This is a genomic window from Actinokineospora globicatena, from assembly GCF_024171945.1.
GTDB classification, from domain to species: domain Bacteria; phylum Actinomycetota; class Actinomycetes; order Mycobacteriales; family Pseudonocardiaceae; genus Actinokineospora; species Actinokineospora globicatena.
Genome location: NZ_JAMTCR010000002.1, coordinates 1,593,507 through 1,606,810, shown reverse-complemented (window position 1 = coordinate 1,606,810; position 13,304 = coordinate 1,593,507). Strand labels below are relative to the sequence as shown.

Genomic DNA, 13,304 nt, shown 5'->3' with positions numbered 1-13,304 from the left:
TTACCAGACGTACGCGAGGACTTCGCCGCCCACGCCCTGCTTGCCTGCCTGGCGGTCGGTCAGCAGGCCACCGGACGTGGAGATGATCGCCACGCCGAGGCCGCCGAGCACCTTGGGCAGGTTGGTCGACTTCGCGTACACCCGGAGGCCGGGCTTGGACACCCGTCGCAGACCGGCGATGCTGCGCTCGCGGTTCGGGCCGTACTTCAGCTCGACGACGAGGTTCTTGCCCTTCTCGCCGTCTTCATCGCGGTAGCTGGCGATGTAGCCCTCGCGCTTGAGGATCTCGGCGATGTTGGCCTTGAGCTTGCTGTGCGGCAGCACGACCGCGTCGTGGTACGCCGAGTTGGCATTGCGCAGACGCGTCAAGAAGTCTGCGATCGGGTCGGTCATCGTCATGGTGACCTGTCAACCTTTCTCGCCGGGGTTCCCAGGGGAGGGCCTACGGCGAACTGAGGGGATACAAGCCGGTAGAGCGCCGGTGGGCCACTCCCGATCAGGAGTGGCCCTACCAACCACTTACCAGCTGGACTTGCTCACGCCGGGCAGCTCGCCGCGGTGCGCCATCTGCCGCAGGCAGATCCGGCACAGGCCGAACTTGCGGAACACCGAGTGCGGGCGACCGCACCGGTTGCACCGGGTGTAAGCGCGGACCGCGAACTTGGGCTTGCGGGCTGCCTTGGCGACCAGAGCCTTCTTAGCCATGGATCACTGCTCCTTGAAGGGGAAGCCCAGGTGCTTGAGCAGCGCCCGGCCCTCCTCGTCGTTGGTCGCGGTGGTCACGATGGTGATGTCCATGCCGCGCTGCCGGTCGATGGAGTCGGGGTCGATCTCGTGGAACATGGACTGCTCGTTGAGACCGAAGGTGTAGTTGCCGTTGCCGTCGAACTGCTTGCCCGAGAGGCCGCGGAAGTCGCGGATACGGGGCAGTGCGATCGTCAGCAGGCGGTCGAGGAACTCCCACATGCGGTCGCCGCGCAGCGTCACGCGCGCGCCAATCGGCATGCCCTCGCGGAGCTTGAACTGCGCGATGGACTTGCGGGCCTTGCGGACCTCGGGCTTCTGGCCGGTGATGGTGGCCAGGTCGCGGACGGCGCCCTCGATGAGCTTGCCGTCGCGGGCGGCGTCACCGACACCCATGTTGACGACGACCTTCACCACGCCGGGGATCTGCATGATGTTGGCGTAGTCGAACTCGCCCCGCAGCGAGGTGATGATCTCCTCGCGGTAGCGGGTCTTGAGCCGCGGGATGACCTTCTCAGTGGTAGTCATGATCAGATCTCCTTCCCGTTGCCCTTGCCGCGGGCCACGCGGACCTTGCGGCCGTCGTCGTTGAACGCGTAGCCGACCCGGACGGCCTTGCCGTCGGACACGAGCATCACGTTGCTGACGTGGATGGGGGCTTCCTGGGTCACGATGCCGCCGGACTGCGCGCCCCGCTGGGTCTGCGAGATCCGGGTGTGCTTCTTGATCCGGTTGACACCCTCGACGAGGACCTTGTTGGTGGTGGGGTAGGCCTGGATGACCTTGCCCTTCGCACCCTTGTCCTTGCCCGAGATGACAACGACGGTGTCACCCTTCTTGATCTTCATGTCAGAGCACCTCCGGCGCCAGCGAGATGATCTTCATGAACTTCTTGTCGCGCAGCTCGCGGCCCACCGGGCCGAAGATGCGGGTCCCGCGGGGCTCGCCCTCGTTCTTGATGAGGACGGCCGCGTTCTCGTCGAAGCGGATGTAGGAACCGTCGGGGCGGCGACGCTCCTTGACGGTGCGGACGATGACCGCCTTGACGACGTCACCCTTCTTCACACCGGCACCGGGGATCGCGTCCTTGACGGTGGCGACGATGATGTCGCCGATACCCGCGTAGCGGCGGCCGGAGCCACCGAGAACACGGATGCAAAGGATTTCCTTCGCACCGGTGTTGTCGGCGACGCGCAGCCGCGACTCCTGCTGGATCACTTGCTCAACTCCCTGACCATTCGTGGCCTGCCAGATTTCCGACCTGACAGGCTCGGCCTAGCTGTCTGCGTACTACTTGGCCTTCTCGAGGATCTCCACCAGCCGCCAGCGCTTGGTCGCCGACAGCGGGCGGGTCTCCATCAGCAGGACCCGGTCACCGACACCCGCGGTGTTCGCCTCGTCGTGCGCCTTCACCTTGGTGGTGGAGCGCAGGACCTTGGCGTAGCGCGGGTGCTTCTTGCGGTCCTCGAGCGCGACGACGATGGTCTTGTCCATCTTGTCGGACACCACGAGGCCCTCGCGGACCTTGCGGGTGTTGCGCTCGGCGACCTCGGTCTCGGTCACGGTCTCGTTCTCGCTCATGCGGCACCTTCATTGCTGGAAGCGTCCGGGGACGCCGACAGTCCGAGCTCGCGCTCGCGCATCACGGTGTAGACCCGGGCGATGTCGTGCCGGACGGTCCGCAGCCTGCGGTTGTTGTCCAGCTGCCCGGTCGCCATCTGGAAGCGGAGGTTGAACAGCTCTTCCTTCGCCTCGCGCAGACGCAGCACCAGCTCTTCGTCGGTCAGCTCACGCAGGTCCGTCGTCGTGGTTCCCGCCGCCATCAGAAGTCACCACCCTCACGCGTGACGATCCGGCACTTCATCGGGAGCTTGTGGATGGCGCGACGCAGCGCCTCGCGCGCGACCTGCTCGTTCGGGAAGCTCATCTCGAAGACGACGCGACCCGGCTTGACGTTGGCCACCCAGTACTCCGGGGAACCCTTGCCGGAACCCATGCGGGTCTCGGCGGGCTTCTTGGTCAGCGGCCGGTCCGGGAAGATGTTGATCCACACCTTGCCACCGCGGCGGATGTGCCGGTTGATGGCGATACGCGCGGACTCGATCTGCCGGTTGGTCACGTACGCGGGCTCGAGCGCCTGGATGCCGAACTCGCCGAAGGTGACCCGGGTGCCGCCCTTGGCAGCACCCGACCGCTTCGGGTGGTGCTGCTTGCGGTGCTTGACCCTGCGGGGGATCAGCATGGGTCTAGCCCTCCCCGTTGGAAGCGGTCTCCGCCGCGGGGGCGTCGACCTTGGTCTGCGCCTCGGCGGCCGCACGGCCCGCCTCGGTGCTGGTGGCGGTGGTGCCGGTGGCACCGGAGCGGCGAGCGCGGTTCGGGCGCTCGCGACGCGGCTCGCGGCGGGAGTCCGGCGCGGCCGAGCGGGTGTCGGACTCGCGACGACCGCCGACGACCTCACCCTTGTAGATCCACACCTTGACGCCGATGCGACCGAAGGTCGTACGGGCCTCGAAGAACCCGTAGTCGATGTCGGCGCGCAGCGTGTGCAGCGGGACGCGGCCCTCGCGGTAGTGCTCGGAGCGCGACATCTCGGCGCCACCGAGGCGGCCACCGCACTGCACCCGGATGCCCTTGACCTGCGGGGAGCGCATGGCCGACTGGATGGCCTTGCGCATCGCGCGGCGGAAGGACACGCGGTTGGACAGCTGCTCGGCGGTGACCTGGGCCACCAGCTGGGCGTCCGCCTCGGGGTTCTTGACCTCGAGGATGTTGAGCTGCACCTGCTTCTTGGTGAGCTTCTCCAGCTCGCCGCGGATCCGGTCCGCCTCGGCGCCGCGGCGACCGATGACGATGCCCGGGCGGGCGGTGTGGATGTCGACGCGGACCCGGTCCCGGGTGCGCTCGATCTCCACGCGGGAGATGCCCGCGCGCTCCATGCCCTTGGACAGCAGCTTGCGGATCTTCACGTCCTCAGCGACGTACTCCGCGTACTGCTTGTCCGCGTACCAGCGCGACCGCCAATCGGTGGTGATGCCGAGTCGGAAGCCGTGCGGGTTGATCTTCTGCCCCATCTAGCGGGCACCACCCTTCGTGCTCGTCCGGCGCTTGGGCGCCTGCTTGGCCACCACCGGACGCGACTCCACCTCGACCGTGATGTGGCTCGTGCGCTTGCGGATCCGGTACGCCCGCCCCTGGGCGCGCGGCCGGAACCGCTTCAGCGTCGGGCCCTCGTCCACGTACGCCACGGCCACCCAGAGGGTGTCGGGGTCGAGGTTGAGGTTGTTCTCTGCGTTGGCGACGGCGCTCGCGAGCACCTTGGCCACCGGGTCGCTGGCTGCCTGCGGCGCGAACCGGAGCACGGCCAGGGCCTCGCTGGCGCTACGTCCCCTGATGAGCTCGACGACGCGGCGCACCTTCATCGGCGTGGCGCGAACGTAGCGAGCCCGAGCCACGGCGCGCGGAAACTCTTCCTGCGCCTCGGCATCGTTACGGGCGTTCATCGCTGCTTCCCTTGCTCTCTTCTAGCTTGCTCTGGTGATCGAGCCGCCGACTAGCGGCGACGGGCCTTGCGGTCGTCCTTGATGTGGCCCTTGAAGGTGCGGGTCGGGGCGAACTCGCCCAGCTTGTGCCCGACCATGGCCTCGGAGACGAACACCGGGACGTGCTTGCGGCCGTCGTGCACCGCGATCGTGTGCCCCAGCATGTCGGGGATGATCGTGGAGCGACGCGACCAGGTCTTGATGACGGTCTTCTTGCCGGACTCGTTGAGGACGTCCACCTTCTTGAGCAGGTGGTCATCCACGAACGGGCCCTTCTTCAGGCTGCGTGGCATTGTCTTAACCTCCTGCTCAGCGCTTCTTGCCGGTACGGCGGCGGCGGACGATCATCTTGTCGCTGGCCTTCTTGCGGCTGCGGGTGCGGCCCTCGGGCTTACCGGCCGGGTTCACCGGGTGGCGACCACCGGAGGTCTTGCCCTCACCACCACCGTGCGGGTGGTCGACCGGGTTCATCGCGACACCGCGGACGGTCGGGCGGCGGCCCTTCCAGCGCATGCGGCCCGCCTTGCCCCAGTTGATGTTGGAGTGCTCGGCGTTGCCGACCTCGCCGACGGTGGCGCGGCAGCGCACGTCGACGTTGCGGATCTCGCCGGACGGCATGCGCAGCTGCGCGTAGGGGCCGTCCTTGGCGACCAGCTGCACGCTGGTGCCCGCGGACCGCGCGATCTTCGCGCCGCCACCGGGGCGGAGCTCGATCGCGTGGATCACGGTGCCGACCGGGATGTTGCGCAGCGGCAGGTTGTTGCCCGGCTTGATGTCGGCGCGGGGGCCGTTCTCAATCGGGTCGCCCTGCGACAGCTTGTTCGGCGCGATGATGTAGCGCTTCTCGCCGTCGGCGTAGTGCAGCAGCGCGATGCGCGCGGTGCGGTTGGGGTCGTACTCGATGTGCGCGACCTTGGCGGGCACGCCGTCCTTGTCGTTGCGCCGGAAGTCGATCAGTCGGTACGCGCGCTTGTGACCGCCACCCTTGTGCCGGGTGGTGATCTTGCCGTGCGCGTTGCGACCGCCCCGTCCGTGCAGCGGACGGATCAGCGACTTCTCCGGCGTCGACCGCGTGATCTCGGCGAAGTCCGAGACACTGGCGCCGCGACGACCCGGGGTCGTCGGCTTGTACTTGCGGATACCCATGTCTGCTCAGTCCCTTACGCGGCCGGGCCGCCGAAGATCTCGATCGGCTTGCTCTCGGCGGACAGCGTCACGATTGCCCGCTTCGTGTCCTTGCGCTTGCCGTACCCGGTGCGGGTGCGCTTGCGCTTGCCGTTGCGGTTCAACGTGTTGACGCTGACGACCTTGACGCCGAAAACCTTCTCCACCGCGATCTTGATGGCGGTCTTGTTGGCGTCGGGGTGCACCACGAAGGTGTACTTGTTCTCCTCGAGCAGCCCGTAGGACTTCTCGGAGATCACCGGCGCGAGAAGGATGTCTCGGGGGTCGGGGATCACTTGTCCTCCTCGGACTTCTCCGCCGCGGCCTCGGCCGAGGTGGCGCGGGCCTTGGCGACCTTGACCGGCCGGGACAGGAAGTCGTCGTAGGCGGCCTTGGTGAACACCACGTCGTCGTTGACCAGCACGTCGTAGGTGTTGAGCTGGTCGGGCGCGATCACGTGCACGTGCGGCAGGTTGCGCACCGACACCCAGGCGACGTCCTCGTCGCGGGTCAGCACGACCAGCACGCGACGGGCGCTGGTGATCGACTCCAGCAGCAGCCGGGCGGTCTTGGTGGACGGGGTGTCCCCGTCGACCAGGCCGGTCACCACGTGCACCTGGCCTGCGCGCGCCCGGTCGGAGAGGGCACCGCGCAGCGCGGCGGCCTTCATCTTCTTGGGGGTCCGCTGGGTGTAGTCGCGCGGCTGCGGGCCGTGCACGACGCCACCGCCGACGAACTGCGGCGCGCGGGTCGAGCCCTGGCGGGCGCGGCCGGTGCCCTTCTGGCGGTACGGCTTCTTGCCACCGCCCGCGACCTCGCCGCGGGTCTTGGTGGAGTGCGTGCCCTGGCGGGCCGCGGCGAGCTGGGCCACCACGACCTGGTGCATCAGCGGCACGTTGGCCTGGACGTCGAAGACCTCGGCGGGCAGCTCGACGCTGCCGTCGGTCTTACCGCCCGGGGCCTTGATGTCAACGCTGGTCATCAGGCACCGCCCTTCGCGGCAGTCTTGAGGAACACCAGACCGCCCTTGGGGCCGGGAACGGCACCCTTGAGCAGGATCAGGCCGGACTCGGCGTCCACCTGGTGCACCGTGAGGTTCTGGGTGGTGACGCGCACGTGGCCCATGCGGCCAGCCATGCGCAGACCCTTGAAGACGCGGCCCGGGGTGGCGCAGCCGCCGATGGAGCCGGGCGAGCGGTGCTTGCGCTGGGTGCCGTGGGAAGCGCCGAGGCCCTTGAAGCCGTGGCGCTTCATGACACCCGCGGTGCCCTTGCCCTTGGTCGTACCGGTCGCGTCGACCACCTGGCCCGCCTCGAACACCTCAGCGGTGATCTCCTGGCCGAGCTCGTAGGACGCGGCGTCGGTGGTGCGCAGCTCAGCGAGTACCCGGCGCGGGGTGACTCCGGCCTTGGTGAAGTGCCCGCCCTCGGGCTTGTTCACCTTGCGCGGGTCGATGGCGCCGTACGCGAGCTGGACCGCGACGTAGCCGTCGGTCTCCTGGGTGCGCACCTGCGTGACCACGTTGGGTCCCGCCTTGACGACGGTGACCGGGACGATCCGGTTGTTCTCGTCGAAGACCTGGGTCATCCCGAGCTTGGTGCCCAGGATTCCCTTCATCTGCCTGTCAGACATGACTGTGTTTCTCTCCGCCGCTCAGCGCCGCACGCTTACTGGATGTTGACGTCGACACTCGCAGGCAGATCGATGCGCATGAGCGCGTCGACCGTCTTCGGGGTCGGGTCGAGGATGTCGATGAGACGCTTGTGCGTGCGCATCTCGAAGTGCTCGCGCGAGTCCTTGTACTTGTGCGGCGAGCGGATGACGCAGTAGACGTTCTTCTCCGTGGGCAGCGGCACTGGCCCCACGACCCGCGCGCCAGTGCGCGTCACGGTCTCCACGATCTTTCGCGCGGACGCGTCGATCGCCTCGTGGTCGTAGGCCTTGAGCCGGATGCGGATCTTCTGTCCCGCCATGGTGGCTTGCCGTTCCTCTAGTTCGTTGCGATGTCGGCAGACCTGTCAGGCCGAACCGCGCCGCTTCCCTGTTCACATCGTGCGATCCTGCGGCTCCCGGTCCACGCGGTCGGGCGTGTCGCGCCCGTTTCGCATGGCGGTCCCTTGGACGAAATCCTTGGGCTAGCCGAGCATCTGGTGTCTAGAGAGGTCGAAGGACCTCAGCTCTCACGCGGAGGCGGCCGGTACGTACAACCCGGCCGCCCCGCGACGAGCAACCCATGAAGGATGCCACACGCAGGTGCGACGATCCAAATCGGGGGGTCGGACCGACTGGTCCGACCCCCCGGTGGCACTACTTGAGGATCTTGACGACCCGACCGGCGCCGACGGTGCGGCCACCCTCGCGGATGGCGAAGCGCAGGCCCTCGTCCATCGCGATCGGCTGGATCAGGTTGACCGTCATGCCCGTGCTGTCGCCCGGCATGACCATCTCGGTGCCCTCGGGGAGGGTCACCACGCCGGTCACGTCCGTGGTGCGGAAGTAGAACTGCGGGCGGTAGTTGTTGAAGAACGGGGTGTGACGGCCGCCCTCGTCCTTGCTCAGGATGACGACCTGGGCCTCGAACTCGGTGTGCGGGGTCGTGGTGCCCGGCTTCACGATGACCTGGCCGCGCTCGATGTCCTCGCGCTTGATGCCGCGCAGCAGCAGACCGACGTTGTCACCGGCCTGACCCTGGTCGAGGAGCTTGCGGAACATCTCGACACCGGTGACGGTGCTCTTCTGCGCCTTCTCCTTGATGCCGACGATCTCCACCTCCTCGTTCACGTTGATGATGCCGCGCTCGATGCGACCGGTCGCGACAGTGCCGCGGCCGGTGATCGTGAAGACATCCTCGACGGGCATGAGGAAGGGCTTGACGACGTCGCGCTCGGGCTCCGGGATGCTCTCGTCCACGGCGTCCATGAGCTCGATGAGGCGGGCGCCCCACTCGGCGTCGCCCTCGAGGGCCTTGAGCGCGGAGACGCGCACGACCGGGAGGTCGTCACCCGGGAAGTCCTGAGCGGACAGCAGCTCGCGGACCTCGAGCTCGACGAGCTCCAGGATCTCCTCGTCGTCGACCATGTCGGCCTTGTTCAGCGCGACCACGATGTAGGGCACGCCGACCTGGCGGGCGAGCAGCACGTGCTCACGGGTCTGCGGCATCGGGCCGTCGGTCGCCGCGACCACCAGGATGGCGCCGTCCATCTGCGCCGCACCGGTGATCATGTTCTTGACGTAGTCGGCGTGACCCGGGCAGTCGACGTGCGCGTAGTGGCGCTTCTCCGTCTGGTACTCGATGTGCGCGATGGAGATGGTGATACCGCGCTGCTTCTCCTCCGGCGCCTTGTCGATCTCGTCGAACGGCGTGAAGGGGTTCAGGTCGGGGTACTTGTCGTGCAGGACCTTGGAGATGGCCGCGGTCAGCGTGGTCTTGCCATGGTCGATGTGACCAATGGTGCCGATGTTGACGTGCGGCTTGGTCCGCTCGAACTTGGCCTTCGCCACTGGACTGTCCTCCTGGACTGGATTTGCTCTGTTCCACTTCCCAGGCCGGACATTATCTGCCCGACCAGGGAGCGGCTATCTGGGTCTGTTGCGGGGCGGCGGGGCCGGGTGGCCCCGCTTCACGCGGGTAGGGGATTACTCCCCCGTCGCCTTGGCGATGATTTCCTTCGCCACGTTCGCGGGAACCTCGGCGTAGGAGTCGAACACCATCGAGTAGTTGGCTCGGCCCTGGGTCTTGGACCGCAGGTCGCCCACGTACCCGAACATCTCAGACAGCGGAACCAGCGCCTTGACGATGCGGGCCCCACTGCGCTCCTCCATGGCCTGGATCTGGCCGCGGCGGGAGTTGAGGTCGCCGATGACCTCGCCCATGTAGTCCTCGGGCGTGGTCACCTCGACCGCCATCATCGGTTCCAGGATGACCGGACCGGCCTTGCGGGCCGCTTCCTTGAGCGCCATGGAACCGGCGACCTTGAACGCCATCTCGGAGGAGTCCACCTCGTGGTAGGCACCGTCGAGCAGCGTCAGCTTCAGCCCCACGAGCGGGTAACCGGCGAGAACACCGTACTGCATGGCGTCCTGCGCACCGGCGTCGACCGAGGGGATGTACTCGCGCGGGACGCGGCCACCGGTGACCCCGTTGGCGAACTCGTAGAGCGCGCCGTCGCTGGTCGTGGTGTCGAGCGGCTCGAGCTTGATGACGACCTTCGCGAACTGGCCCGACCCACCGGTCTGCTTCTTGTGGGTGTAGTCCAGCTTCTCGACCGTCTTGCGGATGGTCTCGCGGTAGGCCACCTGCGGCTTGCCGATGTTGGCCTCGACCTTGAACTCGCGGCGCATGCGGTCCACCAGGATGTCCAGGTGGAGCTCGCCCATGCCCGCGATGATCGTCTGGCCGGTCTCCTCGTCCAGGCTGACCTTGAAGGTGGGGTCCTCCTCGGCCAGCTTCTGGATCGCGGTGCCCAGCTTCTCCTGGTCGGCCTTCGTCTTGGGCTCGATGGCGACCTGGATGACCGGGTCCGGGAAGGTCATCGACTCGAGCACGATCGGGTTCGCCGGGTCGGACAGGGTCTCACCGGTGGTGGTGTCCTTGAGCCCGATGACGGCGTAGATGTGCCCGGCGATGGCCTCGTCGACCGGCTGCTCCTTGTTGGCGTGCATCTGGAAGAGCTTCCCGATGCGCTCCTTGCGGTCCTTGGTCGAGTTGATGACCTGGGCACCGGAGGCGACCCGTCCCGAGTAGACGCGGACGTAGGTCAGCTTGCCGAAGAACGGGTGCGCGGCGATCTTGAAGGCCAGCCCGGAGAACGGCTCGTCCACGCTGGGCTTGCGGGTCACCTTGGTCTCGCCGTCCTGCAGCGTGCCCTCGACGTCGGGGACGTCCAGCGGCGACGGCAGGTAGTCGATCACGGCGTCGAGCATGGGCTGCACGCCCTTGTTCTTGAACGCCGAGCCGCAGAGCACCGGGTACGCGGTCGCGTCGGTGACGATCTTGCGGATACCGGTCTTGATCTGCTCGACCGAGATCTCCTCGCCGCCGAGGTAGAGCTCCATCACCTCGTCGTTGGTCTCCGCGACGGCCTCCAGGAGCTCGTCGCGGTACTTGTCCGCGAGCTCCTGCAGGTCGGCGGGGATCTCCTCGATCGCGTAGTCCTCGCCCTTCTTGACCTCACCGCGCCAGGTCAGCGCCCGCATCTCGACCAGGTCGACGACGCCGATGAAGTCGCCCTCGGACCCGATCGGGATCTGGATCGGCAGCGGCTTGGCACCGAGGCGCTCGGAGATGGTCTTGATGGTGAAGTAGAAGTCGGCGCCGAGCTTGTCCATCTTGTTGACGAAGCAGATGCGCGGCACGTCGTACTTGGACGCCTGCCGCCAGACCTGCTCGGACTGGGGCTCGACACCCTCCTTGCCGTCGAACACCGCCACGGCACCGTCGAGCACCCGCAGCGACCGCTCCACCTCGACGGTGAAGTCGACGTGCCCGGGGGTGTCGATGATGTTGATCTGGTGGTCTTTCCAGTAGCAGGTGGTGGCAGCCGAGGTGATCGTGATGCCCCGCTCCTGCTCCTGCTCCATCCAGTCCATGACCGCGGCGCCGTCGTGCACCTCGCCGATCTTGTAGCTGATCCCCGTGTAGAAGAGGATCCGCTCGGTCGTCGTGGTCTTGCCCGCGTCGATGTGGGCCATGATCCCGATGTTGCGGACCTTGGCCAGGTCGGTCAGCACGTCGAGTGCCACGGGTTCTTCCCCTGTCCTTGAGCTACGGCGCCGCTGAGGCGTCCGCCGGATGGCGGACGCCCGTGATCACCAGCGGTAGTGGGCGAAGGCCTTGTTGGACTCAGCCATCTTGTGCGTGTCCTCGCGGCGCTTGACGCTGGCGCCAAGACCGTTGGAGGCGTCGAGCAGCTCGTTCATCAGCCGCTCGATCATCGTCTTCTCGCGGCGGGCCTGGGAGAACGACACCAGCCAGCGCAGCGCCAGCGTGGTCGAGCGACCGGGCTTGACCTCGATCGGCACCTGGTAGGTGGCGCCACCGACGCGGCGGCTCTTCACCTCGAGGGTGGGCTTCACGTTGTCGAGCGCGCGCTTGAGCGTGACGACCGGGTCGGTGCCGGTCTTGTCGCGGGCACCCTCGAGGGCGCCGTAGACGATGCGCTCGGCGACCGAGCGCTTGCCGTCCTTGAGCACCTTGTTGATGAGCTGGGTGACCAGCGGCGAGCTGTACACCGGGTCGGAGATCAGCGGCCGCTTCGGGGCCGGTCCCTTACGGGGCATGTCAGCTCTTCTCCTTCTTCGCGCCGTAGAGGCTGCGCGCCTGCTTGCGGTTCTTCACGCCCTGCGTGTCCAGCGAGCCGCGGATGATCTTGTAGCGAACACCCGGGAGGTCCTTCACACGACCGCCGCGCACGAGCACCATCGAGTGCTCCTGCAGGTTGTGGCCCTCACCAGGGATGTACGCCGTGACCTCGATGCCGCTGGTCAGCTTGACGCGAGCGACCTTGCGGAGCGCGGAGTTGGGCTTCTTCGGGGTGGTGGTGTACACGCGCGTGCACACGCCACGCCGCTGCGGGCTCCCCTTGAGAGCCGCAGTCTTCTGCTTGGCGACCTTGTCCTGGCGGCCCTTGCGGACCAGCTGCTGGATCGTGGGCATAGACCGGCTTTCTCTTTAACTCTCGACACCCCGCGAGGGCGCCGAAGGCACTGTGTACTTGCGGTTCCTGCTGCTCCGCCCACCCCCCGAGGTCGGGCGTGTCGCCCTCTCTCGCGGCACCCGCACGGGAAGAAAACCATCCCAGCGGGGTTCGGGAGGAACTCCGGCGTGACTGGCAGGAGTCCACCCGGCGACATCCAGGGGGCTGGACGTCTGAGCGGACCGCGCGGCACAGGCACACGGACCGACCCGACATGGGTCGGGCACGAGTAGCAAAGATACCCCGGTCGTGACGGGGAGGTCAAAACGGGGGTACCCAACCGGCCCCGCCGCTGGTCCACCCGAACGAGGCCCCGAAAGCACCCGGTGGTGTGGCGTCGCTCTCAGTCAGCGCGGCCGTCGAGTTGATGAGCCGAGCGATCTCGGCTAGCCTCGACCGTACAAGCTGTCGATCTGCGGATGCGGCAGAAGTGAACCCGGGAACGTGCCCGCGTCGTCGTGGGACCCCGGGTTTCGCGCTGTTCAGAGGCTGATCACGTCGACAACGTGGCCTGTGGTGATCATTTCCCACGGTTCAGCCTCCCCGTGGAACCTGGCCGCGATGTAGGCGCCCGCCACGAAGTCCGGCAACCAGATGAGCGCCGTGGCCGACTTGGCGATGTGGTCGACGCGGAAGTCCGTGGAGACGCACCGGAACTAGCCGAGCTGGGTTCCCCTGTCGCGCTTGCCCTCCAGGCAAACCTGCCGACCCCCTCATCGTGTTTGCAGAGGGGTGGCAGGTGCGCGACCGAGCGGGTCCGCGCTCTCCCCTGCTGGCGTGCCGACGCTGCTTCGGTCACGACCTCGGTGGCCCCTGAGGCGATCAGGGGCCACCGCGCGGTCAACCCTTGAGGTAGCGGACCAGGGACTGGAGATCGACGGGCAACTCGGGTCCGGTGGGGTTCTTGGAGTCGCGGAGCGCCGTGAGGTCGTTGCGGACCTCGACGCAGTTGCTGCCGTTGCTGCTGCGGGTCGACTTGCGCCAGGTCATGACCTACCCCTTGAGGTGGCGGACCAGGGACTGGAGGTCGACCGGCAGGGTGGGGCCGGTGGGGTTCTTGGAGTCGCGGACAGCCGTGAGGTCGTTGCGGACTTCGACGCAGTCGGTGCCGTTGTTGCTGCGGGTGGACTTGCGCCAGGTGTGGGTCATGGGGGCCTCCGGG

The 13,304-nt window shown here is 67.4% G+C and carries 22 protein-coding genes; all 22 read right to left on the bottom strand.

Going from position 1 to position 13,304, the window contains the following annotated elements:
* The 22 genes from rpsH to LV79_RS07715 all read right to left on the bottom strand — a co-directional run bounded on the left by rpsH (position 1) and on the right by LV79_RS07715 (position 13,291).
* On the bottom strand, positions 1–399 hold the full coding sequence (gene rpsH / locus LV79_RS07820) for a 30S ribosomal protein S8 (protein ID WP_253833584.1): 399 nt from the start codon (positions 397–399) through the stop codon (positions 1–3).
* 120 nt (positions 400–519) lie between these two features.
* Entirely contained in the window at positions 520–705 is a 186-nt protein-coding gene (locus tag LV79_RS07815; protein ID WP_035279543.1) for a type Z 30S ribosomal protein S14, read from the bottom strand.
* Positions 706–708: 3 nt separating this feature from the next.
* Positions 709–1,272 carry a 50S ribosomal protein L5 gene (rplE, locus tag LV79_RS07810; RefSeq protein ID WP_253833582.1) on the bottom strand — a complete coding sequence of 188 codons (564 nt, stop codon included), beginning with the start codon at positions 1,270–1,272 and terminating at the stop codon, positions 709–711.
* A gap of 2 nt (positions 1,273–1,274) precedes the next feature.
* Positions 1,275–1,592 carry a 50S ribosomal protein L24 gene (gene rplX / locus LV79_RS07805; protein WP_253833580.1) on the bottom strand — a complete coding sequence of 106 codons (318 nt, stop codon included), beginning with the start codon at positions 1,590–1,592 and terminating at the stop codon, positions 1,275–1,277.
* Between the two features lies 1 nt (position 1,593).
* Positions 1,594–1,962 (bottom strand): 50S ribosomal protein L14, encoded by a 369-nt coding sequence (gene rplN / locus LV79_RS07800; RefSeq protein WP_018682823.1) that lies wholly within the window; start codon positions 1,960–1,962, stop codon positions 1,594–1,596.
* 72 nt (positions 1,963–2,034) lie between these two features.
* Positions 2,035–2,325: a 30S ribosomal protein S17 gene (gene rpsQ, locus LV79_RS07795; protein WP_253833578.1), complete on the bottom strand. Its 291-nt coding sequence runs from the start codon at positions 2,323–2,325 to the stop codon at positions 2,035–2,037.
* Positions 2,322–2,567 (bottom strand): 50S ribosomal protein L29, encoded by a 246-nt coding sequence (gene rpmC / locus LV79_RS07790; protein WP_253833575.1) that lies wholly within the window; start codon positions 2,565–2,567, stop codon positions 2,322–2,324. The genes rpsQ and rpmC overlap by 4 nt, the downstream gene beginning before the upstream one ends.
* Positions 2,567–2,986: a 50S ribosomal protein L16 gene (gene rplP / locus LV79_RS07785; protein ID WP_253833573.1), complete on the bottom strand. Its 420-nt coding sequence runs from the start codon at positions 2,984–2,986 to the stop codon at positions 2,567–2,569. Before rplP ends, rpmC begins: the two co-directional genes overlap by 1 nt.
* A 4-nt stretch (positions 2,987–2,990) precedes the next feature.
* The gene (gene rpsC / locus LV79_RS07780) at positions 2,991–3,815 is read right to left on the bottom strand and encodes a 30S ribosomal protein S3 (protein WP_253833571.1); all 825 of its coding nucleotides are present in this window, start codon (positions 3,813–3,815) and stop codon (positions 2,991–2,993) included.
* On the bottom strand, positions 3,816–4,244 hold the full coding sequence (gene rplV / locus LV79_RS07775; protein ID WP_092777669.1) for a 50S ribosomal protein L22: 429 nt from the start codon (positions 4,242–4,244) through the stop codon (positions 3,816–3,818).
* A 50-nt stretch (positions 4,245–4,294) separates the two neighbouring features.
* A complete protein-coding gene (gene rpsS / locus LV79_RS07770) occupies positions 4,295–4,576 on the bottom strand; it encodes a 30S ribosomal protein S19 (protein WP_092777667.1) in 282 nt (93 codons plus the stop codon).
* Between the two features lie 16 nt (positions 4,577–4,592).
* Positions 4,593–5,429, bottom strand: coding sequence for a 50S ribosomal protein L2 (gene rplB / locus LV79_RS07765; protein WP_092777665.1), 837 nt, complete (start codon positions 5,427–5,429; stop codon positions 4,593–4,595).
* Positions 5,430–5,443: 14 nt separating this feature from the next.
* Complete coding sequence (gene rplW / locus LV79_RS07760; RefSeq protein ID WP_018682831.1) at positions 5,444–5,743, bottom strand: 50S ribosomal protein L23; 300 nt, start codon at positions 5,741–5,743, stop codon at positions 5,444–5,446.
* The gene (rplD, locus tag LV79_RS07755; RefSeq protein ID WP_253833569.1) at positions 5,740–6,429 is read right to left on the bottom strand and encodes a 50S ribosomal protein L4; all 690 of its coding nucleotides are present in this window, start codon (positions 6,427–6,429) and stop codon (positions 5,740–5,742) included. Before rplD ends, rplW begins: the two co-directional genes overlap by 4 nt.
* Positions 6,429–7,079, bottom strand: a complete 651-nt coding sequence (gene rplC / locus LV79_RS07750) for a 50S ribosomal protein L3 (RefSeq protein WP_253833567.1) — start codon at positions 7,077–7,079, stop codon at positions 6,429–6,431. Before rplC ends, rplD begins: the two co-directional genes overlap by 1 nt.
* 35 nt (positions 7,080–7,114) lie before the next feature.
* Entirely contained in the window at positions 7,115–7,420 is a 306-nt protein-coding gene (gene rpsJ, locus LV79_RS07745) for a 30S ribosomal protein S10 (protein WP_003938093.1), read from the bottom strand.
* A gap of 334 nt (positions 7,421–7,754) precedes the next feature.
* A complete protein-coding gene (tuf, locus tag LV79_RS07740; RefSeq protein ID WP_092777659.1) occupies positions 7,755–8,948 on the bottom strand; it encodes an elongation factor Tu in 1,194 nt (397 codons plus the stop codon).
* A gap of 135 nt (positions 8,949–9,083) precedes the next feature.
* A complete protein-coding gene (gene fusA, locus LV79_RS07735) occupies positions 9,084–11,189 on the bottom strand; it encodes an elongation factor G (RefSeq protein WP_253833565.1) in 2,106 nt (701 codons plus the stop codon).
* A 66-nt stretch (positions 11,190–11,255) separates the two neighbouring features.
* Positions 11,256–11,726 (bottom strand): 30S ribosomal protein S7, encoded by a 471-nt coding sequence (gene rpsG / locus LV79_RS07730; protein WP_026424116.1) that lies wholly within the window; start codon positions 11,724–11,726, stop codon positions 11,256–11,258.
* Between the two features lies 1 nt (position 11,727).
* A complete protein-coding gene (rpsL, locus tag LV79_RS07725) occupies positions 11,728–12,102 on the bottom strand; it encodes a 30S ribosomal protein S12 (RefSeq protein ID WP_092777655.1) in 375 nt (124 codons plus the stop codon).
* Positions 12,103–12,982: 880 nt separating this feature from the next.
* Complete coding sequence (locus LV79_RS07720) at positions 12,983–13,132, bottom strand: DUF397 domain-containing protein (RefSeq protein WP_253833564.1); 150 nt, start codon at positions 13,130–13,132, stop codon at positions 12,983–12,985.
* Between the two features lie 3 nt (positions 13,133–13,135).
* On the bottom strand, positions 13,136–13,291 hold the full coding sequence (locus tag LV79_RS07715; protein ID WP_253833562.1) for a DUF397 domain-containing protein: 156 nt from the start codon (positions 13,289–13,291) through the stop codon (positions 13,136–13,138).
* Positions 13,292–13,304: the final 13 nt, after the last annotated feature.

Excerpts from the sequence above, each read along its gene's own strand:
- rpsH (WP_253833584.1), bottom strand. The coding sequence starts at position 399 with ATGACGATGACCGACCCGATCGCAGACTTCTTGACGCGTCTGCGCAAT.
- LV79_RS07815 (WP_035279543.1), bottom strand. The coding sequence starts at position 705 with ATGGCTAAGAAGGCTCTGGTCGCCAAGGCAGCCCGCAAGCCCAAGTTC.
- rplE (WP_253833582.1), bottom strand. The coding sequence starts at position 1,272 with ATGACTACCACTGAGAAGGTCATCCCGCGGCTCAAGACCCGCTACCGC.
- rplX (WP_253833580.1), bottom strand. The coding sequence starts at position 1,592 with ATGAAGATCAAGAAGGGTGACACCGTCGTTGTCATCTCGGGCAAGGAC.
- rpsQ (WP_253833578.1), bottom strand. The coding sequence starts at position 2,325 with ATGAGCGAGAACGAGACCGTGACCGAGACCGAGGTCGCCGAGCGCAAC.
- rpmC (WP_253833575.1), bottom strand. The coding sequence starts at position 2,567 with ATGGCGGCGGGAACCACGACGACGGACCTGCGTGAGCTGACCGACGAA.
- rplP (WP_253833573.1), bottom strand. The coding sequence starts at position 2,986 with ATGCTGATCCCCCGCAGGGTCAAGCACCGCAAGCAGCACCACCCGAAG.
- rpsC (WP_253833571.1), bottom strand. The coding sequence starts at position 3,815 with ATGGGGCAGAAGATCAACCCGCACGGCTTCCGACTCGGCATCACCACC.
- rplV (WP_092777669.1), bottom strand. The coding sequence starts at position 4,244 with ATGAACGCCCGTAACGATGCCGAGGCGCAGGAAGAGTTTCCGCGCGCC.
- rpsS (WP_092777667.1), bottom strand. The coding sequence starts at position 4,576 with ATGCCACGCAGCCTGAAGAAGGGCCCGTTCGTGGATGACCACCTGCTC.
- rplB (WP_092777665.1), bottom strand. The coding sequence starts at position 5,429 with ATGGGTATCCGCAAGTACAAGCCGACGACCCCGGGTCGTCGCGGCGCC.
- rplD (WP_253833569.1), bottom strand. The coding sequence starts at position 6,429 with ATGACCAGCGTTGACATCAAGGCCCCGGGCGGTAAGACCGACGGCAGC.
- rplC (WP_253833567.1), bottom strand. The coding sequence starts at position 7,079 with ATGTCTGACAGGCAGATGAAGGGAATCCTGGGCACCAAGCTCGGGATG.
- rpsJ (WP_003938093.1), bottom strand. The coding sequence starts at position 7,420 with ATGGCGGGACAGAAGATCCGCATCCGGCTCAAGGCCTACGACCACGAG.
- rpsG (WP_026424116.1), bottom strand. The coding sequence starts at position 11,726 with ATGCCCCGTAAGGGACCGGCCCCGAAGCGGCCGCTGATCTCCGACCCG.
- rpsL (WP_092777655.1), bottom strand. The coding sequence starts at position 12,102 with ATGCCCACGATCCAGCAGCTGGTCCGCAAGGGCCGCCAGGACAAGGTC.
- LV79_RS07720 (WP_253833564.1), bottom strand. The coding sequence starts at position 13,132 with ATGACCTGGCGCAAGTCGACCCGCAGCAGCAACGGCAGCAACTGCGTC.
- LV79_RS07715 (WP_253833562.1), bottom strand. The coding sequence starts at position 13,291 with ATGACCCACACCTGGCGCAAGTCCACCCGCAGCAACAACGGCACCGAC.